Here is a 26679-nt window from a genome sequence, read left to right as displayed (position 1 = left end):
CGTCCTCTACAGCGAGTGGGCGGGGACGGGCTCCGCGGCGACGGGAAGGTCCGCGGCTCCGAGGGCGACCTGTCCCGGGCCGTGCCGTACGGCACGGGCGATGAGGACGTAGTCGACGACGGCGAGCAGCCCGAGCACGCCCGCGAACCCCACGAAGGAGGCGGTGATGTCCGCCCGGGTCAGCCCGGGGGTGAGGGCGTCGGCCACCGAGAGCTTGCCGTACACGAGCCAGGGCTGGCGGCCGACCTCGCGGACGATCCAGCCGGCGATCGCCGCGACGAACGGCAGCGGGGTCATGATCATGAGGAGCGGATGCAGCCAGCGCCAGCGGGCCAGCAGGTCGCGGACGAGCAGGGGCGTCAGCACGAACATCACGGCGAACTGGACGAGCTGCCCGATAAAGATCATCAGCCCGAGCGCGGTGCCGGGGATCGCTCCGTGGAACTTGTCGGGCTGAACGTCGCCGACCGGCCCGAACTGGGCGTACCCGAACCCGACCGTGAACAGCGACCCGATGAAGGCGGTCAGCACGCCGATGCGCAGGGAGCGGGTGAAGAACTCCCGCTCGGGGGTGCGCCGGAACAGGTGGTAGGCGCTGGCGCCCATCACGACGAACCCGCCGGTCCACAGCCCGGCGCTCAGCACGTGGGGGAGCGCGAAGACGAGGGTCGGGTTGGTGAGCAGCGCCCCGAAGTCGCGCAGCACGAGCCGCCCGCCCACCTCGGCCGAGCCCGCCGGGTTCTGCAGGAAGGAGTTGGCGACCATGATGAACAGCGCCGAGGCGTACGCCGTCAGCGTCACCAGCCAGATGCAGGCCACGTGGAGCCCGCGCGGCAGCCGGTGCCAGCCGAAGATCCACAGGCCCAGGAACGTGGACTCCAGGAAGAAGGCCAGCAGCGTCTCCATGGCCAGCGGCGCGCCGAACACGTCGCCCGCGTAGTGCGAAAGCCCGCTCCAGCTCAGCCCGAACTGGAACTCCATCACGAGCCCGGTGACGATGCCGAGCGCGTAGTTGATCACGTAGATCTGTCCCCAGAAGCGGGTCATCCGCTCGTGCAGGGGGTTCCCGCCGATGGCATACCGGGTGTGCATGATCGCCACCAGTGGGGCCAGTCCCAGCGTGAGCACGACGAACAGGAAGTGGAGGCTTCCGGTCACGGCGAACTGCAGCCGGGCGAGGCCGACGATGTCCATTGGATTCTCCATGCGTAGACAGCCTACATATAGACAGCCTACATATAGACTGGGCCGCATGAGGAACCGGGATAGGCTGCGGGCGTGAACGCCGACGCGCTCCGGGGCCATATGGACGCCCTGCTGCTCTCCGTGCTGGAACGGGAGCCGCTGCACGGCTACGCGATCATCGAGGCGCTGCGCGCACGCAGCGGCGGCGCCCTGGACGTGCCGACGGGCACGGTCTACCCCGCGCTGCGACGGCTGGAGAGGGCCGGGCTGCTCGCCGGCGAGTGGGCCTCGGACGGCGGGCGCAAACGGCGGACCTACCGCCTCACCGACGCCGGGCGCGAGGCGCTGGCGGGGGAGCGGTCGGCGTGGCGGTCGTTCACCACCGCGATAGGGAGCGTTCTGGATCCGCTGCGCTGAGATTGGTCGAGCTGAGCGCGGATACCGCCCTCGTGCAGCGCAGGCAGTGCGCCGCGCTGTACAGCTGCCACGCGGAAAGCAGGTCGCTGACCAGGGCCACGGCCAGCCCGGGCAGGTAGCCGCTGAACCCCTCCGGGCCGTGCGCCGCCGCGGCCAGCACCAGGCCCATCGCCCCGGTCAGCGGCGTCTGGATCCAGACGAACAACGCCAGCCACCGGGTGAGCCGAGCGGGACGGCGGACGCGCCGCGCTCCGCGGCCGAACGCGAGGAGCGCGAGGCCGCCTATCACGCCCACGCTGAGCTGCAGCAGGTCCGTCGTCCTGGCCAGCAGCCCGAACCACGCCGGTTTGATTTCGTCGACATGCGGGCTCCCGGGGAAGACCCGCCAGATCACCGCCCACATGAACGCGATGAACGGCACGCTGAGGAACAGCAGCGCGGCCGTGCGGCGGCCCTGGCTCACCGTCAGCTCCCCCTGGAAGCCCGGCGCGACCTCGGGCACGGTGCCGAAGTCGGCGACCGCCAGCCGCTCGGCCTCGGCCCGGGGAAGACCCTCGCCCTCGTACGCCTCGGCCGCGTCGAGCAGGCTGTCGCGCGCCTCGGTCAGCAGGTCGCGCTTGGCGCTGCCCGGACCCCGCAGCGCACGCCGCATCGACGCGACGTACTCGTCGATCGGACCCGCGTTCCCCATCGTCCCTCCCCGGTCTGCCGACAGCGTACGGCCGGGCGCCCGGAGTCGCATCAGGGTGATCCCTGACCCGGCACCGAGGGCCCGGTCGGGATGTCCTCGTGGTGGGCAACGAAAGGGCCCGTGGTCGTCCCCGAATCGGCAAAGCCGCGTACCGGCACTGCCGAGGTTCGCGGATACCCTGTTCTCAGGTGCGACCCGACCCCCCAAAACATGGGCCTGTCCCTTTTGGGACGGGAGGTACAGGCGGTTTTTGTGGGTACAGGGATGCTCGTGGGCGGTGTCTTCTGACCGTTTCGCCGCGGCAACACCCTGTTAACCCTGGTCGGCGAGACTGAGAGCGGAGAGCGAGGCGGAACGTGAACCAGCCGAAGATCGTGGTGGGCATCAACGGGTCGATGGCGTCGCAGGCCGCACTGCGGTGGGCCGCCGCCGAGGGTTCGTTGCGCGGTGCGCGGGTCGAAGCGGTGTACGCGTGGGAGTGGACGGGCGGGCTGCACGCCCACTACGCCCCCATCGCGAGCCGCGCCTCGCGCGAGGACGAGCACAGGACCGCCCTCGACATGGCCGCCCAGGCCGTCGCGGAGCTCGGCGAGCGGCACGTCGAGCCGGTTGTCGTCGAGGGGGCACCGGCCCAGGTGCTGCTGCGCGCGACCGATGGGGCGGATCTGCTGGTGCTGGGCGCGCACGAGGCCGAGTCCGAGCCCTACCCCGTGCTCAACCCGGTCGTCTCCGCCTGCCTGCTGCGGGCCAGGTGCCCGGTCGTCGTCGTGCTGCCCGGCATGGAGCACGACCGCCGTCCCGGGGTGCTCGCCGGCAGCAGATCCTGATCCCCCCGGGGCCGGACGTCCCGCCGGTCTCGGGACTTTCCGCCCTGCCGGGGTGTACGGCTCCCGGCGGAGCATGAGGACATGGAACCCAACAGCCCAAGTGGCGGCCGGGGCATCGTCGTCGGGTACGACGGTTCCGACTTCGCCATGCAGGCGCTCGACTGGGCGATGGACGAGGCCGAGTTCCGGGACGCGCCCATCACCGTCTGCCACGCCTGGCAGTCGCCGTACGGCGCCGGGGACGAGGAGGCGCGCAAGTCGCTGCACCACGCGGCCGAGCACGTGCTGTGGCACGGCGCCGAGTGTGCCCGGCAGTGCACGAGCGGCGTCCGCGTGCGGGAGGACCTGTTCGAAGGGCCGGCCTCCGACCGGCTCGTCGCGCTCTCCGAGACGGCCGATCTCGTCGTCGTGGGATCGCGCGGCCTGAGCGGTGCGGCCCGGCGGGTGATGGGCTCGGTGGCCGGGCACGTGGCGGCGCAGGCGCTCTGTCCGGTGATCGTGGTGCGGGGCACGGGGTCGCTGCCGCACCGCAGGCACCCCGGCCCGATCGTCGTGGGCGTCGGCGGCGGCGACGACCACGTCCTCGCCTTCGCCTACCGCGAGGCGGCCCTGCGCGGGCTGCCGCTGATCGTGGTGCACGCCTGGCGCTATCCGGCCGCCGCCTGGAGCGCGGGCATGGCGCCCATGGTGATGTCCGACGTCCCCGGCAGGGAGGCCGTCGAGGCGCTGGAAGCCGCGGTGGACCCCTGGCGCGAGCGATACCCGGACGTGCGCACCCTGCTCCAACCCGTCGAGGGGCCCGTGCTCGACGTGCTGGCCGACACCTCTCCCGGTGCGACCATGCTGGTCGTCGGCGCGACCCGCGCCCGTGGGGTGCTCGGCAGGCTCGGCTCTGTCACCCGGCCGCTGATCGACGCGGTCACCTGTCCGGTGGCCGTCGTCCATCCCTGACCGGAAGTGACCGATCCATCCCGGGCCGCGACGCGCAACGGCAGCACGCATACGGTTGCGATCCCGCGTGATCGGCAAAATCCTCCAAATTCTCGCTAAAGACACCTTTTGGTCCTGGTGTCGCCGTGGTCTCGCCCTAAAGTCCGGGACATGCGTGCTCTCTCCCGGGCCTGTCCCGATGACCACCCCGGCGGCCGCGACACGAGACGCGGCGCGAGACGTGGCGCCCGCGCGGGCGTCGCGCTCGCGGCCGCCGCTTTCCTGGCCGCCGGCGTCACGGTCGTGTCGACGGCGCCCGCCTCGGCCGAGCCCGGCGACGTGGTGATCAGCCAGGTGTACGGAGGCGGCGGCAACTCCGGCGCTCCCTACACCAACGACTACGTCGAACTGTTCAACCGCGGCACCGCCACGATCTCGCTGGACGGCTGGTCCCTCCAGTACGCGAGCGCCGCCGGGACCGGCCCGTTCGGCTCTCAGAAGCAGGACCTGTCGGGCTCGCTCGCCCCCGGCCGGTATCACCTGGTCCAGCTCTCCGCCGGATCGACGCCGAGCGGTGCGCTGCCGGCCCCCGACACCGTCGGCGGCCTCAGCCTGAGCGCCACGGCGGGCAAGGTCGCCCTGGTCCGCTCGACCACGGGCCTGGCCTGCAACGGCGGCTCCTCGCCCTGCGCACCGGAGCAGACCGCGCAGATCGCCGACCTCGTCGGGTACGGCACGGCCAACTACTTCGAGGGCACGGCGGCGGCCCCGGGCCTGAGCAACTCCACCGCCGCGGTGCGCGCCGGCGGCGGCTGCGCGGACACCGACGACAACGCCGCCGACTTCGCCGCGGGCACGCCGGCGCCGCGCAACACGGCGACGTCTCCGGCCCCCTGCGGCGCCGCCTCGCCCTCGCCACAGGCATCCCCCTCCGCCTCTCCCTCCGCACCGCCCTCGCCGTCGCCTTCCCCGAGCTCCGGCACGGCGCCGTGCGAGGTGCCCGCCGACCGGCAGATCGCCGAGGTCCAGGGCAGCGGCGACGCCTCCCCTCTCGTGGGGCGGACCGTCCGGGTCGAGGGCGTGGTGACCGGCGGCTTCCAGGCCACGAACCAGCTCAGCGGGTTCTACTTCCAGGACCCGACGCCCGACGCCGACCCCGCGACGTCCGACGGCCTGTTCGCGTTCGCGCGGGCGTCGTTCAAGGACGTCAAGGTGGGTGACCGCGTGCTCGTCACCGGCCGGGTCACCGAGTTCAACGGGCTCACCGAGCTGTCCCCGGTCACGGCGGTGGACGTGTGCGGCACCGGGACGATCAAGCCCAAGGCCTACGACCTGCCCAGGGCCGGGGACGCGACCTTCGAGCCGTACGAGAACGTGCTCGTGACGTTCCCCGAGCCGCTGACCGTGACCGATCACTACAACCTCGGCCGGTACGGCGAGGTGACGGTCTCCGCGGGCGGCAGGCTCTTCCAGCCGACCGACCGGCCCGGCGTGAACCCCGCGCTCGACGCCCGCAGGTCGCTGCTGATCGACGACGGCTCCAGCGCCGAGAACCCCGCCACCATCCCCTACACGGCGCCGCAGGTCGTCCGGCTGGGCGACACCGCCGTGGGCGTGACCGGCGTGCTGACCTACGGCTTCGGGCAGTATCTGCTGGAGCCCACCAAGCAGATCGCCTTCCTGCGGACCAACCCGAGGCTTCCCGTGCCCCTGCCGGTGGGCGGGAACGTCCGCGTCGCGAGCCTCAACACGCTGAACTGGTTCACGACGCTCGGCTCGCGCGGAGCCGACACCGCGGAGGAGCAGCAGCGGCAGCTCAAGAAGATCGTCGCCACGCTCAAGGGCCTGAACGCCGACGTCGTCGGCCTCATGGAGGTGGAGAACAACGGCCAGACCGCCGTCAAGGCGCTGGTCGACGCCCTGAACGCCGAGGTGGGGGCGGGAACCTACGCCGCCCTGACCCATCCCTACCCGGGCTCCGACGCCATCCACGTCGCCGCGATCTACAAGCCGGCGAAGCTGACCCCTGTGGGGGAGACGCGGTCGTCCACCGATCCCGTCTTCCGGCGGCCGCCGCTGATCCAGACCTTCCGCCGGGCGGGCGGCGGGCAGCCGTTCACGCTGCTCGTCAACCACTTCAAGTCGAAGGGCTGTGACGAGGAGGCCACCGGCGGCGACGCCGACCAGGGCGACGGCCAGAGCTGCTACAACGCCGAGCGCGTACGGCAGGCCAAGGCCGTGCTCGGCCTCATCGACTCGATGGACCTGCCGAACCCCCTGGTGATCGGCGACCTCAACGCGTACGGCGAGGAGGACCCGATCCACACGCTGGAGAACGGCGGCCTGAGCAGCCTGTCCAAGCGGTTCGTCCCCGCGGCCCAGCGCTACAGCTACCTGTTCAACGGGCTGTCGGGCGAGCTCGACCACGCGATGGCCGGCAAGCAGCTCGTCAAGCGAGTGACCGGGGCGACCATCTGGCACGTCAACGCCGACGAGCCGCGCATCCTCGACTACAACCTGGAGTTCAACCCGCCGAGCCTGTACCGGCCCGACGCGTTCCGCTCCTCCGACCACGACCCGCTGCTGATCGGGCTGGACCTGCCCGGCGGCAAGCACTGACGACCCGCACGCGAAGGGGCCCCCGACGGGGGCCCCTTCTGTCCGTCAGAGGTTGGGATCGACGAAGTCCCGCTTGGTCTCCGGCGGCTCGCCCGGCTTGCCGCCCAGACGCGGATAGCGCAGGTCGAAAGCGGGCCGCTCGGAGCGGATCGGCGGGATCGACACGAAGTTGTGGCGCGGCGGCGGGCAGGAGGTCGTCCACTCCAGCGAGTTGGAGTGCCCCCAGGGGTCGTTCACCGTCACCTTCTCCCCGTGCCGTAGGGTCCACCAGACGTTGTAGAGGAACGGCAGGGTGGACAGCCCGAGCAGGAACGCCCCCACGCTCGACACCTGGTGCATCCAGGTGAAGCCGTCGTTCGGCGAGTAGTCGCCGTACCGGCGCGGCATGCCCTGCGCGCCCAGCCAGTGCTGGATGAGGAACGTCATGTGGAAGCCGATGAACAGCATCCAGAAGTGGATCTTCCCCAGCCGCTCGTTCAGCATGCGACCGGCGAACTTCGGCCACCAGAAGTAGAAGCCGGCGAACATCGCGAACACGACCGTGCCGAACACCACGTAGTGGAAGTGCGCCACGACGAAATAGGTGTCGGTCACGTGGAAGTCCAGCGGAGGCGAGGCCAGGATCACCCCGGTCAGCCCGCCGAGCAGGAACGTCACGAGGAATCCCACCGACCACAGCATCGGCGTCTCGAAGCTCAGATGGCCCCGCCACATCGTGCCGGTCCAGTTGAAGAACTTCACCCCGGTGGGCACCGCGATCAGGAACGTCATCAGCGAGAAGAACGGCAGCAGCACGCGCCCGGTGGCGAACATGTGGTGCGCCCAGACCGTGACGGACAGCGCGGTGATCGCGATGGTCGCGCCCACCATCCCGACGTACCCGAACAGCGGCTTGCGGCTGAAAACCGGGATCACCTCGGTGATGATGCCGAAGAACGGGATCGCGATGATGTACACCTCTGGATGGCCGAAGAACCAGAACAGGTGCTGCCAGAGGAGCGGGCCGCCGTACTGCGGGTCGTAGATGTGCGCGCCGAGCTTGCGGTCGATCTCCAGCGCCAGCAGCGCGGCGGCGAGCACCGGGAAGGCCAGCAGCACGAGGATCGAGGTGAAGAACACGTTCCACGTGAAGATCGGCATCCGGAACATCGTCATGCCCGGAGCGCGCATGCACATGATCGTCGTGATGAAGTTCACCGCGCCGAGGATCGTCCCGAGCCCGGACAGCGCCAGGCCCATCACCCACAGGTCCCCGCCGAGCTGCGGGGTGAACGGCGCGGTCGACAGCGGGGTGTAGGCGGTCCACCCGAACGTCGGCGCCCCGCCCGTGAGCGACGAGCCCAGGACCATCAGCCCGCCGAAGGTGAACAGCCAGTAGCTGGCCATGTTGAGCCTCGGGAACGCCACGTCGGGAGCGCCGATCTGCAGCGGCATGACCGCGTTGGCGAACCCGGCGAACAGCGGCGTCGCGAAGAACAGCAGCATGTTGGTGCCGTGGAGGGTGAACATCATGTTGTACTGCTGCAAGGTCACGAACTGCATGCCGGGCGCGAAGAGCTCCGCCCGGATGACCATGGCCTCCAGGCCGCCGACCAGGAAGAAGAAGAACGCGGTGATCATGTAGAGGTTGCCGATCACCTTGTGGTCCGTGCTCGACAACCACGAGGCGATCCGGGCACCGGGGCCCTTCGGGGCCGTCAAGTCGGTTGGCCGTACGGCGTGAGTCGTCATCCGGTCGCTCCTTCTACGTCAAAAAGGTCTCCTGCCCGACCACGCGAGGCTCATCGCGAAATGGAATGCTGGGATTGTCCGGCTGGTTATGCCCGCTGAAGAACGAGCGAAAGGAGTCGCCCATGGCGACCATCGAGGTAACCGAGAAGAACTTCAACGACATCGCCGACAACGGCATCGTACTGCTCGATTTCTGGGCCTCCTGGTGCGGCCCCTGCCGATCCTTCGCCCCGATCTTCGAGAAGGCGTCCGAGGAGCACAAGGACATCACCTTCGGCAAGATCGACACCGAGGCGCAGCCCGCCCTGTCGGAGGGCTTCGAGATCACCGCGATCCCCACGATCATGGCGATCCGCGACGGCATCGTGGTGTTCGCCCAGCCGGGCGCGCTGCCCCAGCCGGCGCTCGAGGACCTGATCAGGCAGTTGCGCGCGCTCGACATGGACGCCATCCGCGCCCAGATCGAGGCGGAGGCCAAGAACAGCTGAGACTCCGGGCCGCGCCGGGCCCGCTCCTGTGCGGACCCGCGGTGGTGCACGCGGCCTGCGTGCGCCACTGTGCGGTGCGGACCGCCTTTCGTCCGGCTGCGAAGACGAAAGCGCCGTCGCCCCGTCCGGATGATCGGGAGGGCGACGGCAGGATTCGGCGGGCCAGGATGCGGTGGGTGCGGTCTGGCGGGCGGACTCGGATGGGCGGTGCCGCTCAGCTCGAGCGGTACAGCTCCGCGACGCGGAAGGCGAGGTCGAGCGACTGACCGCGGTTGAGGCGGGGGTCGCAGGCGGTCTCGTACCGCAGCGCCAGGTCCTCCTCCACGATGGCGTGCCCGCCGCCGACGCACTCGGTGACGTCGTCGCCGGTGAACTCGATGTGGATGCCGCCCGGGTGGGTGCCGAGCGCGTGGTGGACCTCGAAGAAGCCCGCGACCTCGTCCAGCACGTCGTCGAGACGGCGGGTCTTGTGCCCGCTCGGCGCCTCGAAGGTGTTGCCGTGCATCGGGTCGCACACCCACGCCACGGTCGCGCCGCTCGCGTTGACCTTCTCCACCAGCATCGGGAGCGCGTCGCGGACCTTGTCCGCGCCCATACGGGTGATGAAGGTGAGCCGCCCGGGCTCGTTGTCCGGGTTGAGCTTGTCGATCAGCGCGATGGCCTCTTCCGGCGTGGTCGTCGGGCCGAGCTTCACGCCGATCGGGTTGCGGATGCGGCTGAAGAACTCGACGTGCGCCCCGTCGAGCTGCCGGGTGCGCTCGCCGATCCACACCATGTGCGCCGACACGTCGTACGGCTGACCCGTGCGCGAGTCGATCCGGGTGAGCGCCCGGTCGTAGTCGAGGATCAGGGACTCGTGGGAGGAGTAGAACTCGACGGTGTGGAACTCCTCGGGGTCGGCCCCGCAGGCCCGCATGAAGGCCAGCGCCTGGTCGATCTCCCGCGCCAGCTGCTCGTAGCGCCGACCCGCCGGGGACTCCGCGACGAAGTCCTGGTTCCAGGCGTGGACCTGGCGCAGGTCGGCGTAGCCGCCCTTGGTGAAGGCCCGCGCGAGGTTGAGCGTGCTCGCCGAGGAGTGGTAGGCGCGCAGGAGCCGGTTGGGGTCGGGACGGCGGGCCTCGGGAGTGAAGTCGAACCCGTTGACCATGTCGCCCCGGTAGGCCGGAAGCTCGACGCCGTCGCGGACCTCGGTGGGCTTGGACCGCGGCTTGGCGAACTGCCCGGCGAGCCGGCCGATCTTGACGACCGGGACGCGGCCCGCGTAGGTCAGCACGATCGCCATCTGCAGCAGCGTCTTGAGCTTGTTGCGCACGTTCTCGGCCGTCGCGCCCGCGAAGGTCTCGGCGCAGTCGCCGCCCTGCAGGACGAACGCCTCACCGCGAGCCACGGCCGCCATGCCGGCCTTGAGCTGGTCGCACTCGCCGGCGAACACCAGCGGGGGCAGGGATGCCAGCTCCGCGACGACCTTGTCCAGTTCGCCGCGGTCGGGCCAGTCCGGCTGCTGGGCCGCGGGCAGGTCACGCCAAGTGTCCAGGGCACTGGTCTCTGGGTTCGTTGCGCTCACGGAAACCAAGGTTATTGCACCACGTCCCGTGGGGCCTCATCCCTGTCCATTTGCTGAGATCTCTTTTCTCGCTCCGGAAGACGCACGTGCTCGGGAAGCACCCCGAGCCCGATGAACCGGGGCAGCAGCGAGCGCACCACCGGCACGCGGGTGAGGGCGGGGACGCGCCCCACGGGCCCGGAAAGGGCCGGCCGGATGAGCCGTTCCTGCACGACCCGCTGCGCGGTCTGCACGACGGCCGTGGGCACCTTCCTGCGTCGCGCCACCCTGGCGAGCAGCGCCACGGGAGCCCGGCCGCGCAGCAGGGCAGGCCCGACGATGTTGGCGGCCGCGACCGCGTCCTGCACCGCGAGGTTGATCCCGACGCCGAAGACCGGCGACATCGCGTGGGCCGCGTCGCCGATCAGCAGCAGCCCGGGCAGGTGCCAGCGCGTGAGCCGGTTCAGCTCGACGCTGAGCACGCCGGTCTCGTCGAAGCCGTGCAGCTCGGAGGTCCGGCCGCCGAGGAAGGGCAGCAGCCGTTCCACATCGCGGCGCAGAGCGTCGACGCCCTTCGCCTCGAGCGCGGCGAAGCCGCCCTTGGGGATGACGTAGGCGAGCTGCCAGTAGGTCTCCCTGTTGATGGCGACCATGAGCCGTCCTGCCGACGCCCGCAGGAACGGCTGCTCGGGATCGTCCTGCGCCCGCGGCAGCCGGAACCAGACGACGTCCATCGGCGCGCCGAACCGCCTGGGCGCCAGCCCGGCCGCCCGCCGCACGTCGGAGCGCCGGCCGTCGGCGGCGACCGTGAGCACGGCCCTGATCTCGTGCTCCTCGCCCCGTTCGTCGCGGTAGCGCACCCCGCGGATCGCCCCGTCCCGCCGTACGAGATCGACGACCGTGGCGTTCATCAGGAGGTGGAAGTTGGGATAGGCGCTCGCCTCGCGGGTGAGGAGGTCGAGGAAGTCCCACTGCGGGACGAAGGCGATGTACTGGTACTTACCCGGCAGGCGCCGCAGGTCGGCGATGGGCACCTGGCCGTCGTCGGTTTGGATGGACATCGCGTACGCCTTACGATGCGGCAGCCGATGGAAGGCCTCGGCCAGGCCGATCTCGTCCAGCACCCGAAGGGTCGAGGGGTGGATCGTGTCACCGCGGAAGTCGCGCAGGAAGTCCCCGTGCTTCTCCAGCAGAGTGACGTCGACGCCCGCGCGGGCCAGAAGCAGCCCGAGCATGACACCCGCGGGTCCGCCGCCCGCGATCACGCATGTAGTCTCCATAATTCATCACCCGCTGAAATCATCTCACGCGGAGGACGACGAGGCCAGGAGTGGGCCTACCGGAGCGTGGGCCGTACCGCTATTTTGTGATCAACAGAGTCGGTCTTGTGGGAGTCGTCATGAGTGCTCGTGTCAGCCGCCTGCCGCGCGTCGCGGCCGGGGCCATGGTCCTGTCCCTCGTGGCGTCGCTGACCGTCGGAGCCCCCGCGGCCCTCGCCGGGACCGGCGACTCCGAGCCGCACACCGGCAACGGGTGCGGCTCGCAGTCCCTCACGCTGGAGGCGTGACCTCAGACGTGCGCGTGGTTCCGGGACCCCGCGCGCAGCAGGTCCAGGCCGGCGGCCAGTGACCGCGTGGTGATGTCCCTGGTGCGGGCGTAGGCCTCCTCCGGGTACTGCCGCGGGCCGTCCTCCACCAGCATGATCAGGTAGAGGTAGACCCGGTAGAGGGCGATCCGGACGCGGGCGGCGTGGTCCAGCGTCAGCGGGCCGGCCTCCTGCCGGTAGCCCGCGAGGAGTGGATCGTCCTCGCGCAGCTCGCCGAAGATGGTGGGGGTGACGAAGTCGGCGAGCGGGTCGCCCCAGAACGCCCTCTCATGGTCGATGAGCGCCTGGACGCGCCCGTCGCCGTTCAGGAACACGTTGCCCGGCCAGACGTCGAAGTGCACCAGCGACGGGGTGGTGACCTGGTCGAGGACGTGCGCGTTCATGTGGACGAGCCCGACGATCTCCACGATCGTCGCGGGGAGCGGGGTGTTGTAGTAGACGGCGTCGTCGAGCAGGGCGCCGATCATGACGAGGAACGCCTCCCGCCACGTCCGCCCGGTCAGCCCGGCGTACTGGTAGCCGAAGGCACCCGTACCCGGGATCGCGTGCAGGCGGGCGAGGAGACGGCCCAGCTCGAACCGCAGCGTGCTCTCTTCCGCGGGGCTGACCGTCGTCCGGTTCCACGGCTTCCCGTCGAGCGCGGACAGGATGAGGTAGTCGCCGCCCACCACCGGGTCGTCGAACGACGCCCGGAGCAGGGCGGGCATCGGCAGCCCCACGGGCTGGGCGAGGTGGTAGACCATCGCCTCGGTCCGCAGCAGATGCCGCTCATAGGTCAGCAACCGCAGGCCGGGCGGAGGCCCGAGCTTGAGCACCACGTGACGGCCGTCGTCGAGGCCGAGTCGCCAGACGCTGTTCGCGAAGCCGTCGGTGAGTTCCTCCGACGAGGTCAGCCCGCAGCCCAGCGCGTCGCGGGTGATCTCCTCGAGCTGCGCGGGGGGTAACCGCCTTTTCGTCCTGCTGTCCATTCAGTCTTCCCGTGACGGAGTTACGGAGCGGTGAGCGCGATGGTCCACGTGGCCTCGTGCTTGTCCCCCGGCTGCAAAACGATCAGATCCGTGCCCGAGTTGAAGGCGTCGGGCGGGCAGGTCATCGGCTCCACGGCCAGTCCGCGATGGCCGAGCCCCGTGCCGGTGCAGATCTGGATCCACGGCATCACCGCCGGGTCCCAGGTGAGCTCCACCCCGCCCTCGGGGCCGAGCACGCGCACGCGTCCCTCCGTCACGCCGGTGAAGGCGTGGTCGACGGCGGTGTCCCCGATCACGTGCGGCGTCCTGAAGTCGTACGGCGTCCCCGCGACGTCGACCAGGTCCGTGGGGGCGAGCAGGTCGTCGGTGAGCAGCACCTTCCCGGCCGGGAGGCTCAGCTCGTAGGCGGTGACCTCCGGCCCGGCCAGCAGCCAGGGGTGCGGCCCGCAGCCGTAGGGCGCCGCAGTCTCGCCGACGTTCTGCGCCGTCAGCGTGGTCGACAGGCCCTCCTCGGACACCGAGTGCCGCACCTCCAGGGCGATCCTGTGCGGGTAGCCCTCGCTCGGCTCCACGAGGTGGGTCAGCCGTACGTGGCCGTGGTGGTCCTCGACCGACAGCAGCTCCGCGCACTTCCAGTCGAGGCCGGCGACGAGCCCGTGCAGGGAGTGCCCGCGGTCGGGCTCGTTCACCGGAAGGTGGCGGCGCTGCCCGTCGAAGACGTAGGTGCCGCCGACCACGCGGTTCGGCCAGGGAGCGAGAATGGTGCCGCTGTAGTACGGGACCGGCCCGCCCTCCGGCCAGCTCGTCACCAGATCGCGGCCCTCGTGGCGCAGCACGCGCAGCGCGCCGCCCCGCTCGCTGATCGTGGCCTGGTAACCGCCGCCGGCAAGTGTGTAATCGGGCACAGGGGAGTCCTCTCGCTTACGCGACGTCAAGAAGCGGGTCATCTGACGGTATGCAGGGACTTTATCCCGGCTCATCGCCCTTGATCCAAGCGGGGTAGCTCATTGGGAGAGCTGTGGGAGCGCTCCCATAGAGGGAAAAGCTAAGTCTTTTCGGCGGACGCGTCAACTTATTCGCGGGATTGTCGCGTAGATCGATGTAACAGCACCGATTTGCCGCAGACCGGTCATCGCATGCACGTGCATGGGCGACCGCCCACCGGTCCCCGCTGAAAGTTTCAGCCCCCGCACGACCCCCGCCCCCGTGATCTCGCAGCGTGCCGCACGCGCGGCACTCGGGCGGTTCCCGCACGTGATCTCGTAGTTCGCCGCACGCCCGGGCTCCGACCGGGCGTTTCCTGTTCGTGATCGCGCAGGGGAAGCGCGCGTGACCGCGCCGACCGGCCGGAACGCTTCCCCTGATCTCGCACTGCGAGATCAGGGGAAGCGTCCGCGCGGGTCGCGCGGCGGGGCGTCGCAGCGATCAGGTCAGGTGTGTCTGCCGGCCGGCCCGTGGCGGCGTGACAAACCGCACGATCACCCTGGGAGGCCGGTGGGGGGCTCCGTGGGCGTCAGCGCAGCTCGCCGCTCTTCACGACGTCGCGGTACCAGAGCGCGCTGTCCTTGGGGACGCGCTTTTGCGTCGTGTAGTCGACGTACACGATGCCGAACCGCTGGCTGTATCCCTCGGCCCACTCGAAGTTGTCGAGCAGCGACCAGACGTGGTAGCCCTCGACCTGCGCCCCGGCCTCCATCGCGCGGCGCATCGCGCTCAGGTGGTCGCGCAGGTACGCGATCCGCCGATCGTCGCGGACGCGACCGTCGGCGTCGACCCCGTCCACGGTGGCCAGGCCGTTCTCGGTGATGACCATCGGCACGCCGGGGTAGTCGCGCTGCACCCGGACGAGGATGTCGTGCAGGCCCTCGGGGTAGATCTCCAGCCACTCGGCCTGGGCCCGCTCGTGGACGAAGACCCGCTCGCCCTTGCCGTCCACGAAAACCGGGGTGTAGTACTGCACGCCCAGCACGTCGATGGGCTCGCTGATGACGTCGAGGTCTCCGTCGAGGATGTGGTCGGCCATCGGGCCGCGCTCGGAGATCCAGCGCAGCGTGTCCTCGGGATAGCGGCCCTTGAAGATGGGGTCGAGGTAGAGCCGGTTCTCGAGCCCGTCCTGGTGGCGGGCCGCCTCGCGTGCCTCCGGCGTGTCGTCGGCCGCGTAGGTGGGGTGCAGGTTGAGCGCGGGGCCGATGCGGCGTCCCGGGTGCCGCTCGTGCAGCACGCGGGAGGCGAGGCCGTGCGCGAGCAGCAGGTGGTGGCAGGCGACGAACGCGCGCGCGTCGTCCTTGAAGCCCGGCGCGTGCTGGCCGAACCGGTAGCCGCAGTCGACCACCGTCTTGGGCTCGTTGATCGTCAGCCAGTCCCTGATCTCCAGGGCGTCGAAGCAGATCCCGGCGTACTCGGCGAAGCGCTCGGCGGTGTCCCGATTCTCCCAGCCTCCCCGGTCCTGCAGCTCCTGCGGCAGGTCCCAGTGGAAGAGCGTGGCCATCGGCCGGACGCCGCGCTCGGCCAGCCCGTCGACGAGCCGGCGGTAGAAGTCGATGCCCTTCTGGTTGGGCTTGCCCGATCCCGTGGGCTGGATCCGCGGCCAGGCGATGGAGAAGCGGTAGCTGCCCAGGCCAAGGTCGGCGATCAGGTCCAGGTCATCGTTGTAACGGTGGTAGTGGTCGGCGGCGTGCTCCCCGCTGTCTCCGTCGCGTACGTTCCCGGGGACCGCGCAGAAGGTGTCCCACACCGATGGCCCGCGGCCGTCCTCCGTGGTCGCGCCCTCGATCTGGTAGGCCGCGGTGGAGGCGCCCCAAACGAAGTCGGCCGGAAACCGTGCGGGTGAGTTCATGGCTTCATCCCATTCTCGGTGAGGAAACGCGCGGGTGATTCGAGCGCCGTGCGGAGTTCGCCGAGGAACTCCGCGGCATCGCGACCGTTGATGAAACGGTGGTCGTACGCGAGGCCGATTGTGGCGGTCTTGCGTACGGCGAAGCCCGAGCCGTCCTGGACGACCTCCGAACGCGGCGCGGTCAGCGACAGCGCGCACGTCTGGCCGGGGAAGACGATCGGGACGGCGAACACGATGCCGTCGTGCGTGTGCAGGGTGAGCGTGATGGCGCCTCCCTGGAGGTCGCGTTCCCGGAACGACCCGGTGAGCGCCGTCTTGCGGAAGCCGACCAGGTCGGCGGCGATCTCGGCGAGCGGCCGGTTGCCGACATCGCGGACGACCGGGATGAACAGTCCCCGGCCCACGTCGACCGTCACGCCCACGTCGGCGGTGGCGGCCCTTCTCGCCCGCGGGCCGGGAGCGGGCTCCGCGAAGAACATCGGGAACCGGTCGAGCAGCCCGCCAGCCGCCTTCACCACCATCTCCGGCAGGCCGACCAGGGTCCGCAGCCGGCGGGTGAGGTCGCGGGCGAGCGACAGGACCTCGGTCACGTCGACGTTCATCGCGGTGAATGCCGCCGGAATCTCGCGCAGCGACCGCTCGACGACCTCGGCCGTCCGCTGCTGCGCCCGCGACAGCGTGATCCACTGTCCGTCGTCGTCCCCGTCGGTGCCGGTCGCGCCCGTGGTGTCGTCCGTGCCCGTGGTGTCGTCCGTGCCCGTGGTGTCGTCCGTGCCCGTGGTGTCCCCGGCGAGCAGCTCCTCGACGTCGGTCCGCCTGATCACCTTCCGGCCGAGGGCGTACACCCGCTCCATGGCGATGCCGTGCGCCTCGATCAGCTCGCGCGCGGGCGCGGTGACGACCACGCCCGAGACGTCGCCGGGCGGCGCCGGGGTCTGCGGCCCGCGCGGATTCTCGTCCGCGGCCTTCTGGACGGGCTCGTCCGCGCCGGCGGCCTCGTCCGCGGTTCCGAGCAGGCGGGCGATCACCTGCCCCGGCTCGCATTCGGCCCCCTCGTCGACCAGCCGCCGCAGGACGCCCTCCGCCGGGGCCTCGACCTCCTCGGTCGCCTTCGAGGTCTCCAGCAGCACGATCGGCTCGCCGTCCCGCACCGCCTGCCCGTCCCCGGCCAGCCACTCGACCAGGATGTAGGAGGTGTCGTTGTTGTTGAGCTTGGGTACGCGGAACTCGGTCACGACAGCGCCCCTCTCACCGCGGCCCGGATGCTGTCGGCCTGCACGAGCACCTCACGTTCCAGATGGGGGGCGGCGGGGATGACCCCGTCCGCCGAGTTTATTAGCGTGATCGGGCGGCGCAGCCGGCCCCACAGGCGCGGGTAGAGCGCCGTGGCCACCTCGGCCGCCCAGGTGCCGCCCTCGGTTCCGTCGTCGACGACGCAGACGTGCGGCGCGTCCTCCAGCCCCGGCAGGTGGGGCACGGGGTAGAGCTGGGCGGGCACCAGCAGTTCGCAGACCAGGTCGTCCTCCAGGAGCAGCGCCCGCATGGCGTCGAGCGTCCGGTGGACGAGCCCGCCATGGGTGACCAGCGTGCAGTCGGGGCGGCCCGCGCCGTCGAGGTACACCCGCGCCACGTCGTCCACCAGCTCGAACCGGAACATGTCGTCCGTGCGGTACATCTGCCGCGTGTACAGGACCTTGTCCTCGAAGAACAGGCAGGGCCGCCCGAGCCCGAACATCCGGGCGAACAGCTCGCCCGCGTCGTGGAACGGCGTCATCTCGAACAGGGACAGTCCCGGCACGCCGATGAAGTGCTTCTGCGGGTTCTGGCTGTGGGTCGGGCCGTAGCCGCGGTTGCCGCCCGTGGGGCAGCGCACCACGAGCGGCACCGGCACGGGCCTGCCGTACATCGAGGTGGACTTGGCGGCGAAGTTCGTGATCTGGTCGAACGCCAGCGCCACGAAGTCGGCGAACATGATCTCGACGATGGCCTTGTCGCCGGCCAGGGCCAGCCCGGCCCCGACCCCGGCGATCGCGCCCTCGCTCAGCGGCGTCGACCTCACGCGGGAGCCGAACCGGCCGGACAGCCCCCGAGTGATCTTGAACGCGCCGCCGTAGGGGTCGCTGACGTCCTCGCCGAGCAGGTGGACCGACGGGTCGGACTCCATCAGATCGTGCAGCGCCTGGTTGAGGTGCTCGGAGACCCTGGTCACGCCGCCCCTCCCGGCCGGGAGCAGGGCCGGGCGGAGACCTCGGCGACCACCCGCTCGACGAGCTCGCGCTGTTCCCGGTCGACCCGGGCGAACCGCTCGGGATCGGCCTCGGCGTACCGGTCGTACCAGTCGGACTCCCGGACCCGGCGGATCTCCTCCGGCGGGCGGGTGTCGTCGCCCTTGCTGTGCGGTCCGAGGCGGTGCGTGGCGAACTCGACCACCAGCGGGGACGGCTCGGCCCGCACGGCGTCGACCAGCGGGGCGAGGGCCTGCCTGATCTCGCCGACGTCGGTGGACGTGACGTGGTGGTGACGGACGCCGAAGGCCGCCGCCCTGGCGGCGATCGTGCCGGCCATCTGCGCGGACGTGGGGGTCGACTGGGCGATGCCGTTGTGCTCGACCACGACCAGCAGCGGCACCCGCCAGAGGGACGCCATGTTCAGCGCTTCGTAGACGGCGCCCTCGCCCCAGGTGCCGTCTCCGATGTACGCGCAGGCCAGCGCTCCCGTGCCGGCCAGTTTCAGGGCCACCCCGGTCGCCACGGGCAGGCTCTCGCCCTGCACCCCCGTGGACAGGAAACGCCGGTGGTAGATGTGCTGGCTGCCGCCGACACCCCCGCACAGGGCGCCCTCCCGCCCCATGATCTCGGCGAGCAGGCCGTGCGGGTCGGGGTGGCGGGCGAGGAAGTGGCCGTGGCCCCGGTGGTTGCTGAACACGAAGTCGTCGTCGCGGAGCAGGGCCGACAGCGCGACCGGGATGTACTCCTGCCCGAGGCAGGTGTGGGTGGTGCCACTGAGCACGCCCTGCTCGAACAGACGGAGCAGGGCTCGCTCGAAGTGCCGGATGAGGAGGAGTGAGCGGAGATCCCCGTCGTTGAGGGCATGCCGCGGGCTCCGGGCCGGTGCAGCGGTGACGATCACAGGTGGTCCGCTCCTGGTGCGTCTTCGGTCGAGGGCGCGCTCGACGCCGGGCCCGGCTGCCAGGGACAGGAGCGCCGGCATCCATGGACAGGAGCGCCGGCATCCATTGACAGGAGCGCCTTGTATCTGGGAGCGCTCCCACGGAGGGTAGGTGCGGTAAGAGGCCTTGTCAATCCCCGGCCATATGGCGAAATCGACGTATTACGACCGCATTGTCCGTGATCTGCGGCAATATCCTCACATTCCCCGCCTTGGGGCTAATAACGGACAGAAACTTCCATGACACTTGACGAACGAAAGCCCTGATCTCTAGCCTCCACTGCCGTGGGAGCGTTCCCACTAATGCGTCCGAAATGGGGGTTACCGGCGCGAGCGGCAGTGGATTCCGTGCCGCGCCAGGCACCAGGCAGGAAGCTCACCGGCGGTGATTCCGCCGCCGGGTCGTTGGCCGCCCGCGTCTTCGCATCGAATCGCCGGCGTACCGGGGCGCAGAGCGCACAGAGGAATGCCATGTTCTTAATGCAAATTTCAACCGAGGTGCCGGCGTCGTGACCCGGACCGGCCTCTCACCGGCCAAGCAGGCGCTGCTGGCACAGCGGCTCAGGGCCGGGAAAGCCGCGAGCGTCACCGTGCCGCCGCGCCCGGCCGGCACCCACCCGCCGCTTTCGCACGCGCAGGAGCGCCTGTGGTTCCTGGAGCAGTACGCCCCCGGCACCACCGCCTACACCGTCGCCTTCGCCGTCCGGCTGGACGGCGGTGAGATCGACGACGCGGCCCTGGAACGCGCCCTCATGGAGGTGGCCCGGCGTCACGAGACCCTGCGCACCCGGTTCGTCACCACCGATGACGGGACGCCGGAGATCGTGCTGGACGACGAGCCCCTGGTGGAGCTGCGGCTGGTGGAGCTGCGGCTGTCGGACGACCCCGCCACCGCGCGGGAGGTCGTCCAGGAGGAGCTGGGCCGGCCGTTCGACCTGACCACCGGCCCGCTGCTGCGGCTGCTCCTGGTCCGGCTCGGCGCCCTCGAGCACGTACTGCTCCTGACCATGCACCACACCGTCACCGACGGCTGGTCCTGCGACATCGTGATGGAGGAGCTGCTCGCCCTGCACGAGGCGTACCGGACCGGGACCGACGCCGGTCTCGCCGCCCCGCCCGTGCAGTACGGCGACTACGCGGTGTGGGAACGCGGACGGACCCACGAGGACGACATCCGCTACTGGCGGGAGCGGCTGGCCGGGTTGCCGCCGCTGGAGCTGCCGACCGACCTGCCGCGCCCGCCCGAGCAGGGATCGGCGGGCGCCGCCCACGACGTCGTGCTGGACCGTAAGCTGGTGGACGCGCTCACGGAGCTGGCCGCGGCGAACGGCGCGACGCTGTACATGACCCTGCTCGCCGCCTTCCAGGTGCTCCTCGGGCGTTACTCCGGTCAGGACGACTTCGCGGTCGGGTCACCCGTCTCGGGGCGCGACCTGCCGGAGCTGGAGCGGGTGGTCGGGCTCTTCATCAACTCGCTGCCGATGCGGGCCGACCTGTCCGGCGACCCGACCTTCGCCGAGCTGCTCGGCCGGGTGCGCGAGACGGCGCTGGACGCCTACACGCACCAGGAGCTGCCCTTCGACCGACTGGTCGGCGAGCTCGGCGTCGAGCGCGACGTCAGCAGGTCACCGGTGTTCCAGGTGATGTTCGCGCTGCAGAACTATCGGTCGGCGGCCCTGCGCACCCAGGGCCTGACCATGTCGGCGTACCCGTTCGAGGTGACCGCCAGCCGGTTCGACCTCGCGTTGTACCTGATGGACCAGGGCGACGCCCTCCACGGCACCATCACCTACCGCACCGAGCTGTTCCGGCCGGCCACCATCGCGCGCCTGGCGGAGTGCTTCGAGAACCTGCTGAGGTCGATCGTCGCCGACCCCCACGCCCGGGTGTCGGACCTCGAGCTGCTTCCGGCGGCCGAGCGCGACCGCGTGCTCGGGTTCGCGGGAGCGGCTCCCGAGGCCGAGGCGCCTGCGGCGGACGCGTTCGGCGGGGCGTCGGCGCTGCATGAGGTCGTCGCCGCGCAGGCGGCCCGCACCCCGTCGGCGACCGCCGTCGTCAGCGGGGACGACGCCCTCACCTACGCCGAGCTGGACGCCGCGGCCGACCGGCTCGCCCGGCGGCTGCGCGGGCTCGGCGTGCGGCGCGACGACCGCGTGGCGATCTGCCTGGAGCAGTCGACCGGGCTCGCGGTCGCGGTGCTCGGCGTGCTCAAGGCGGGCGCGGCCTACCTGCCGCTCGACCCGGAGCACCCGCGCGGCCGGCTCGAGTACGTCCTGGCCGACGCCGCGGCGTCGGTCGTCGTGACCAGCCCGGACCTGCACGACCGGCTGCCCGACGACGTGACCGCCGTGCACCTCGACAACGAGACGGACGAGGACGCGCCGGAGCCCGGTGAGCCCTGGGGACCCACGGCGCCGGGCGACCTGGCGTACGTGATCTACACCTCCGGCACCACCGGGCGGCCCAAGGGCGTCGCGGTGCAGCACCACGAGGTGATGGTCTACCTCGCCGGGGTCCGCGAGCGGCTGGGCGTGGAGCCGGGCTCGTCCTTCGCCCTGCTCCAGTCCCTCGCCTTCGACTTCGGCGTCACGGTCTTCTACCTGTGCCTGATGACCGGCGGCACGCTGCACCTGGTGCCCTCGCGCACCGCGGGCCCCGAGCTGGCGGAGATCTTCCGGCGGACCGGGATCGACTACCTCAAGATCACGCCGTCACATCTGGCCGCGCTGCTCGCCGACGCCGGGCCGGACGACCTGCTGCCGAGGAAGCTGCTGCTGCTGGGCGGCGAGGCGGCCCCGCGCGGCTGGGCGGCCGAGCTGGAGGCGCTGGGCCGCTGCCGGGTCGTCAACCACTACGGGCCGACCGAGGCCACCGTCGGCGTGACCACCTACGACGTCGCCCGGCTGCCCGCTCCCGACGGACCCGCCGAGGCGAGCGTGAGCCTGCCGATCGGCTCGCCGCTGCCCGGGGCGCGGGCGTACGTGCTGGACGAGCGGTTGCGGCCGGTGCCCGCCGGAGTGCCGGGGGAGATCTACCTCGGCGGCGACCGGCTGGCCCGCGGCTACCTGAACCGCCCCGGACTGACCGCCGACCGGTTCCTCCCCGACCCGTACGGCCCGCCCGGCGCGCGCATGTACCGCACAGGGGACCTCGGCCGGTGGTCCGGCACGGGCGATCTGGAGTTCCTGGGCCGCCGCGACCTGCAGGTGAAGATCCGCGGCTACCGAGTCGAGCTGGGTGAGGTCGAGTCGGTGCTGGCCGACCATCCGGACGTCGCCCAGGCCGTGGTCGAGCCGCGCGGCGAGCAGCTCGTCGCCTACCTCGTCCCCGCCGCCGGGAACGCGGAGAGCGGCGTGGACGGCGCACGGCCGGAGACCGCCGACGTGCGCGCGTGGCTGGCCGACCGGCTGCCCGCGTACATGGTCCCCTCGCGGTACGCCTGGCTCGACGAGCTGCCGCTCAAGTCGCACGGCAAGGTGGACCGCTCGCGGCTGCCCGAGCCGGAGGCCGACGTGGCGGCGGCAGAATACGTCGCCCCGGCGCCCGGCGCCGAGGAGGACGTGGCCCGCGTCTGGGCGGAGGTGCTGGACGTCGAGCGCGTGGGGGCGCTCGACGACTTCTTCGCCCTGGGCGGCCACTCGCTGCTCGCGATGCGGGTCATCGCCCGGCTGCGCAAGGCGCATCCGGACCGGCAGATCACGGTGCTCGACGTGTTCAAGCACCGCACCGTCCGCGAGCTGGCCCGGCTGCTCACGGCCGAGGGGGACGTGCCGCGCTCGCTGCTGCACCGGCTCACCCCCGCCGGGCCCGCCACCACCACCATGGTGTGCGTGCCGTACGGCGGGGGCAGCGCGGTCGTCTACCAGCCGCTCGCGGACGCGCTGCCGGACGACTGGGCGCTCTTCTCGGTGGCCGTGCCCGGCCACGAGCTGGGTGAGGAGGCCCGGCCGTTCGACGAGGTCGTCGTCGACTGTGTGGCCGAGATCTGCGAGATCATGGACAGGAACGGCGGCTCGCTCGTGCTGTACGGCCACTGCGGCCTCGGCGTCATGCTGTCCGCCGAGATCGCCCGGAGGCTGGAGGCGGACGGCCGCACCGTGGACGCGCTGTACCTCGGCGGCGTGTTCCCCTTCGCCCGGCCGGGCCGCGGCATGAACTGGCTCGGCACCTTCTTCGACAAGCTCACCAGCGACCAGCAGCGGGTCAACGCCCTGACCGCGGCCGGGCTCGACGTGGAGGACCTCGGCCGGGAACAGGTCAAACTGATCGTGCGCAACCGCCGCGAAGGCACCCGCGCCGCCGAGCGGTACTTCACGCGGATCTTCGAGGAGGGCGGCGGCCCGGCGCTGCGCGCGCCGGTGATCTCCGTGGTCGGCGAGCGCGACCCGGCGGCCGAGTTCTACCAGGAACGTTACAAAGAGTGGCACTGCCTGTCGGACGAGACGGCGTGCGTCGTCCTCGACGAGGCCGGGCACTTCTTCCTGCGGTATCGCAGCGACGAACTGGCCGAGATCGTCACCGGCACCCACGCCGCCCTCGCCTCCGGACGTACGGAGGGGATGGAACGGGACGAGGGCCGCACCTGGTGGTTGCAGGGCGTCTCGAGCCGGTCGGCCGAGGCCGGTGCCGAATCCGAAGCCGGAACCGGAACCGAGGCCGGCGCGGCGAAGGACGGCACGGACGGCGACGGCGGCGCGGCGGACACGCAGGTGCGCGTCGGCCCGCCGCCCAGCATGCGGCGCTTCCTCATCGTCGCGGCCGGACAGCTCGTCTCGATCACCGGCTCCGCGCTGACCGAGTTCGCCATCCCGCTGTGGATCTACCTCACCACCGGTTCGCTCGCCAGGTTCGCGCTGTTCTCCGTGCTCGGCCTGCTGCCCGGCATGCTCGTCGCCCCGCTGGCCGGCGCCCTCGTCGACCGGTTCGACCGGCGCAAGGTCATGATCGCCGGAGACGCGGCCGCCGGCGGCACCCAGCTCGTGCTCGGGCTGCTGCTGTGGACCGGCAACCTGCAGGTCTGGCACATCTATCCACTGCTGGTCTGCCTGTCCGTCGCGCTCACCTTCCAACGGCTGGCGTACGGCTCGGCGATCCCGCAGCTCGTGCCCAAACGGTTCCTCGGGCACGCCAACGGCGTCGTCCAGATGGCCACCGGCACCGCGCAGCTCATCGTGCCGCTGATCGCGGTCGGGCTGATGGCGGCGATCGGGCTGGAGGGCATCCTGGTCATCGACGTGGCCAGCTACGTCGTCGCCACGCTCACCATCGCGCTGATCCGCTTCCCGGCGACGATGGCCTGGAAGCGGCGGGAGAGCGTGCTCGCCGAGATGATGGGCGGCATCCGCCACTCCTGGGGCAACCGGGGCTTCCGCGCGATGCTGTTCTACTTCGCGGTGCTGAACATCTTCCTGTCCCCGCTGTTCATGATGATCTCGCCGCTGGTGCTGTCGTTCGGGTCGCTGGCCGAGGTCGGCCGGGTGTCGTTCGCGGGCGGGCTCGGCGCCTTCCTCGGTGGTCTCGCCATGGCCGCCTGGGGCGGCCCGCGGCGACGGCGGTTGTACGGCGTGCTGCTGTCCACGCTCGCCCTGTCGGTGTTCTGCCTGCTGACCGGGCTGAACCAGGACCTGTTCCTCATCGCCGTCGGCGCGTTCGGCATGTCGCTGTGCCTCACCCTGCTGAACGGCGTCTACGCCACGATCATCCAGGTCAAGGTGCCGCAGCGGTTCCACGGACGGGTCATCGCGCTGAACACGCTGGTCGCCTGGTCCACGCTGCCCATCGGGTTCGGCCTTGTCGCGCCGTACGGCGCGCAGGTCTTCGAGCCGCTGCTCGCCCCGGACGGGCCGCTCGCCGACACCGTGGGCGCGGTGCTCGGCACCGGCCCCGGCCGCGGAATCGGCTTCATGTACGCCTGCTTCGCCCTGGCGATCGCCGTCATCGCACTGGTCGGCATGCGGGTGCGGGTGCTGCGCCGGTTCGACACCGACGTGCCCGACGCCCTGCCGGACGACGTCGTCGGCTACCAGGCCCTGACCGAACGCATCGCGGCCGCCCGTAGGGACAAGCAGGCGGACACACGGGCGGACACACCGGCGGCCCGCGAGCCCGAGAAGGAGCACGCATGACGGGGACGACGGGGACGCGGGCGGTGCCCGCGCTCACCGTGCCGGAGCTGCTGCGGCTGCGCGCGGAGCAGGAACCGGACGGCGTGGCGATGATCGTCGAGGGACACGGGACGCTCACCTTCGCCGAGTGGGACCGCAGGTCGGCGGCGCTCGCCGCCGGCCTGGCGGACCGGGGGATCACACCGGGCGACCGGGTGGCCCTGCACTTCGGCAGCCGTGACTGGATCGACTTCGCCGTGGCGTTCTTCGGGGTGCTCAAGGCGGGCGCGGTGGCCGTGCCGATGTCGGACCGGCTGGCGCCGGCCGAGCTGCGCTACATGATCGAGCACTGCGCGGCGGCGGCGGTGCTGCTCGGCCGCGACCTCGCGGCGCCGGCGGAGCGTTCGTGGACCGCGACACCGGCGGAGCTGGAAGCCGGCGTCGAGCCGGAGACGGCGCAGGAAGGACCGCGGGTGCGGCCCGGCGACCTGGCGCAGATCCTCTACACCTCCGGCACGACCGGGCGGCCCAAGGGGGTCGGCGCGAGCCACGCCAACCTGGCCTACGGATGCGTAACCCAGCCCAAGCGCCGCAGGTTCGCCCACTCCCGCCATCTGCTGCACGCCTTCCCGATCGGCACCAACGCCGGCCAGACGATGCTGATCAACGCGCTGGACGCCCGGCCGGCCGTGCTGACCCCGGCGCGGTTCACGCCCGGCCGGTTCGCCCGGCTGATCGAGACCTACCGCCCCGGCACCGTGTTCCTGGTGCCCTCCATGGCGATCGAGCTGCTCGACGCCGGGCTGCACGAGCGGCACGACATGTCCAGCGTGGTGCTGCTGGGGTCGGCGGCGGCCGCGCTTCCTCCCGCCCTGTCGGAACGTCTGTCGGCGGCCTTCCCGAACGCGACCGTGACGAACTACTACACGTCCACCGAGGCCGCCCCCGCCCAGACGATCATGATTTACGACCGGACGCGGCCGGCCGCGCTGGGCCGGCCGGCGTTCGGCGGCTCGCTGCGCATCACCGACGAAAGCGGCACCCCGCTCCCGCCCGGGGAGACCGGCGAGGTCTGGATGCGCTCGCCCACCGCCACCCGGTCCTACTACGGCGACGCCGAGGCCAGCGCCCGGTCGTTCCGCGACGGCTGGGTGCGTATGGGCGACGTCGGTTACGTGGACGCCGACGGCTACCTCTACCTCGTCGACCGGGAGAGCGACGTGGTCAAGAGCGGCGCGTTCAAGGTGTCCACACTCCAGGTGGAGGCCGCGCTGCACGAGCACCCGGGGATCGCCGAGGCGGCCGTGTTCGGGCTCCCGCATCCGGTGCTGGGCTCCGTGCTGGGCGCCGCGGTCGTGCCCAGGTCGCAGGGGCGGCCGGAGAGCCCGGGGTTGTCGGAAAAAGAGGTGCGCGCCTTCCTGATGGACCGGCTGGCCTGGCACGAGCTGCCCGAACGGGTCCTCGTGGTCGACAGCCTGCCCAGGAACCAGTCAGGCAAGGTCATCAAGAAGGGGCTGCCCGCGCTGCTGGGCGACTCCGTGATCAGCACGACGGAAGGCAAGTGAG

19 protein-coding genes are annotated in these 26679 nt (G+C 71.2%); 8 read left to right on the top strand and 11 right to left on the bottom strand.

Annotated elements, in window-relative coordinates:
- Positions 1 to 6: 6 nt before the first annotated feature.
- On the bottom strand, positions 7 to 1194 hold the full coding sequence (locus AB0O28_RS28120; protein WP_363645240.1) for a cytochrome ubiquinol oxidase subunit I: 1188 nt from the start codon (positions 1192 to 1194) through the stop codon (positions 7 to 9).
- An 84-nt stretch (positions 1195 to 1278) separates the two neighbouring features.
- Between AB0O28_RS28120 and AB0O28_RS28115 the strand changes: the two genes are divergently transcribed.
- The gene (locus AB0O28_RS28115; RefSeq protein WP_363645238.1) at positions 1279 to 1602 is read left to right on the top strand and encodes a helix-turn-helix transcriptional regulator; all 324 of its coding nucleotides are present in this window, start codon (positions 1279 to 1281) and stop codon (positions 1600 to 1602) included.
- Here AB0O28_RS28115 and AB0O28_RS28110 read toward each other — a convergent pair.
- Positions 1562 to 2293 (bottom strand): permease prefix domain 1-containing protein, encoded by a 732-nt coding sequence (locus AB0O28_RS28110; RefSeq protein WP_363645236.1) that lies wholly within the window; start codon positions 2291 to 2293, stop codon positions 1562 to 1564. The genes AB0O28_RS28115 and AB0O28_RS28110 overlap by 41 nt on opposite strands.
- Before the next feature lie 356 nt (positions 2294 to 2649).
- On the opposite strand from AB0O28_RS28110, the gene AB0O28_RS28105 reads away from it, so the two are divergent.
- The 3 genes from AB0O28_RS28105 to AB0O28_RS28095 all read left to right on the top strand — a co-directional run bounded on the left by AB0O28_RS28105 (position 2650) and on the right by AB0O28_RS28095 (position 6669).
- Entirely contained in the window at positions 2650 to 3120 is a 471-nt protein-coding gene (locus AB0O28_RS28105; protein WP_363645234.1) for a universal stress protein, read from the top strand.
- An 81-nt stretch (positions 3121 to 3201) separates the two neighbouring features.
- On the top strand, positions 3202 to 4071 hold the full coding sequence (locus AB0O28_RS28100) for a universal stress protein (protein WP_363645232.1): 870 nt from the start codon (positions 3202 to 3204) through the stop codon (positions 4069 to 4071).
- A 150-nt stretch (positions 4072 to 4221) separates the two neighbouring features.
- Entirely contained in the window at positions 4222 to 6669 is a 2448-nt protein-coding gene (locus AB0O28_RS28095; RefSeq protein ID WP_363645230.1) for an ExeM/NucH family extracellular endonuclease, read from the top strand.
- 45 nt (positions 6670 to 6714) lie between these two features.
- Here the strand turns inward: AB0O28_RS28095 and ctaD are convergent, their stop codons facing one another.
- The gene (gene ctaD, locus AB0O28_RS28090) at positions 6715 to 8400 is read right to left on the bottom strand and encodes a cytochrome c oxidase subunit I (protein ID WP_363645228.1); all 1686 of its coding nucleotides are present in this window, start codon (positions 8398 to 8400) and stop codon (positions 6715 to 6717) included.
- A 122-nt stretch (positions 8401 to 8522) separates the two neighbouring features.
- Between ctaD and trxA the strand changes: the two genes are divergently transcribed.
- On the top strand, positions 8523 to 8888 hold the full coding sequence (trxA, locus tag AB0O28_RS28085) for a thioredoxin (protein WP_363645226.1): 366 nt from the start codon (positions 8523 to 8525) through the stop codon (positions 8886 to 8888).
- A gap of 214 nt (positions 8889 to 9102) precedes the next feature.
- Here the strand turns inward: trxA and AB0O28_RS28080 are convergent, their stop codons facing one another.
- Positions 9103 to 10452: a class II 3-deoxy-7-phosphoheptulonate synthase gene (locus AB0O28_RS28080; protein ID WP_363645224.1), complete on the bottom strand. Its 1350-nt coding sequence runs from the start codon at positions 10450 to 10452 to the stop codon at positions 9103 to 9105.
- Positions 10453 to 10463: 11 nt separating this feature from the next.
- Positions 10464 to 11711, bottom strand: coding sequence for an FAD-dependent oxidoreductase (locus AB0O28_RS28075; protein ID WP_363645222.1), 1248 nt, complete (start codon positions 11709 to 11711; stop codon positions 10464 to 10466).
- A gap of 119 nt (positions 11712 to 11830) precedes the next feature.
- Here AB0O28_RS28075 and AB0O28_RS28070 point away from each other — a divergent pair, with 119 nt between their 5' ends.
- Positions 11831 to 11998 carry a hypothetical protein gene (locus AB0O28_RS28070; RefSeq protein ID WP_363645220.1) on the top strand — a complete coding sequence of 56 codons (168 nt, stop codon included), beginning with the start codon at positions 11831 to 11833 and terminating at the stop codon, positions 11996 to 11998.
- A gap of 2 nt (positions 11999 to 12000) precedes the next feature.
- Here AB0O28_RS28070 and AB0O28_RS28065 read toward each other — a convergent pair whose 3' ends face one another.
- From AB0O28_RS28065 to AB0O28_RS28040, 6 genes are all read right to left on the bottom strand, one after another.
- Positions 12001 to 13005, bottom strand: a complete 1005-nt coding sequence (locus AB0O28_RS28065; protein WP_363645218.1) for an aminoglycoside phosphotransferase family protein — start codon at positions 13003 to 13005, stop codon at positions 12001 to 12003.
- A 20-nt stretch (positions 13006 to 13025) separates the two neighbouring features.
- The gene (locus AB0O28_RS28060) at positions 13026 to 13910 is read right to left on the bottom strand and encodes an aldose 1-epimerase family protein (protein WP_363645216.1); all 885 of its coding nucleotides are present in this window, start codon (positions 13908 to 13910) and stop codon (positions 13026 to 13028) included.
- 608 nt (positions 13911 to 14518) lie between these two features.
- Entirely contained in the window at positions 14519 to 15841 is a 1323-nt protein-coding gene (locus tag AB0O28_RS28055) for a GH1 family beta-glucosidase (protein WP_363645214.1), read from the bottom strand.
- The gene (locus AB0O28_RS28050) at positions 15838 to 17076 is read right to left on the bottom strand and encodes a 2-oxo acid dehydrogenase subunit E2 (RefSeq protein WP_363645212.1); all 1239 of its coding nucleotides are present in this window, start codon (positions 17074 to 17076) and stop codon (positions 15838 to 15840) included. Before AB0O28_RS28050 ends, AB0O28_RS28055 begins: the two co-directional genes overlap by 4 nt.
- Positions 17073 to 18050 (bottom strand): transketolase C-terminal domain-containing protein, encoded by a 978-nt coding sequence (locus tag AB0O28_RS28045; RefSeq protein ID WP_363645210.1) that lies wholly within the window; start codon positions 18048 to 18050, stop codon positions 17073 to 17075. Before AB0O28_RS28045 ends, AB0O28_RS28050 begins: the two co-directional genes overlap by 4 nt.
- Positions 18047 to 18970, bottom strand: coding sequence for a thiamine pyrophosphate-dependent dehydrogenase E1 component subunit alpha (locus AB0O28_RS28040; RefSeq protein WP_363645208.1), 924 nt, complete (start codon positions 18968 to 18970; stop codon positions 18047 to 18049). Before AB0O28_RS28040 ends, AB0O28_RS28045 begins: the two co-directional genes overlap by 4 nt.
- A 548-nt stretch (positions 18971 to 19518) precedes the next feature.
- Between AB0O28_RS28040 and AB0O28_RS28035 the strand changes: the two genes are divergently transcribed.
- Positions 19519 to 25134, top strand: coding sequence for an amino acid adenylation domain-containing protein (locus tag AB0O28_RS28035; protein WP_363645206.1), 5616 nt, complete (start codon positions 19519 to 19521; stop codon positions 25132 to 25134).
- Positions 25131 to 26678: an AMP-binding protein gene (locus tag AB0O28_RS28030; RefSeq protein ID WP_363645204.1), complete on the top strand. Its 1548-nt coding sequence runs from the start codon at positions 25131 to 25133 to the stop codon at positions 26676 to 26678. The genes AB0O28_RS28035 and AB0O28_RS28030 overlap by 4 nt, the downstream gene beginning before the upstream one ends.
- Position 26679: the final 1 nt, after the last annotated feature.

Source organism: Microbispora sp. NPDC088329, assembly GCF_040685655.1.
GTDB lineage: Bacteria > Actinomycetota > Actinomycetes > Streptosporangiales > Streptosporangiaceae > Microbispora.
The sequence above is the reverse complement of the archived record's forward strand: the minus strand, read 5'-3'. Positions and strand labels throughout refer to the sequence as shown.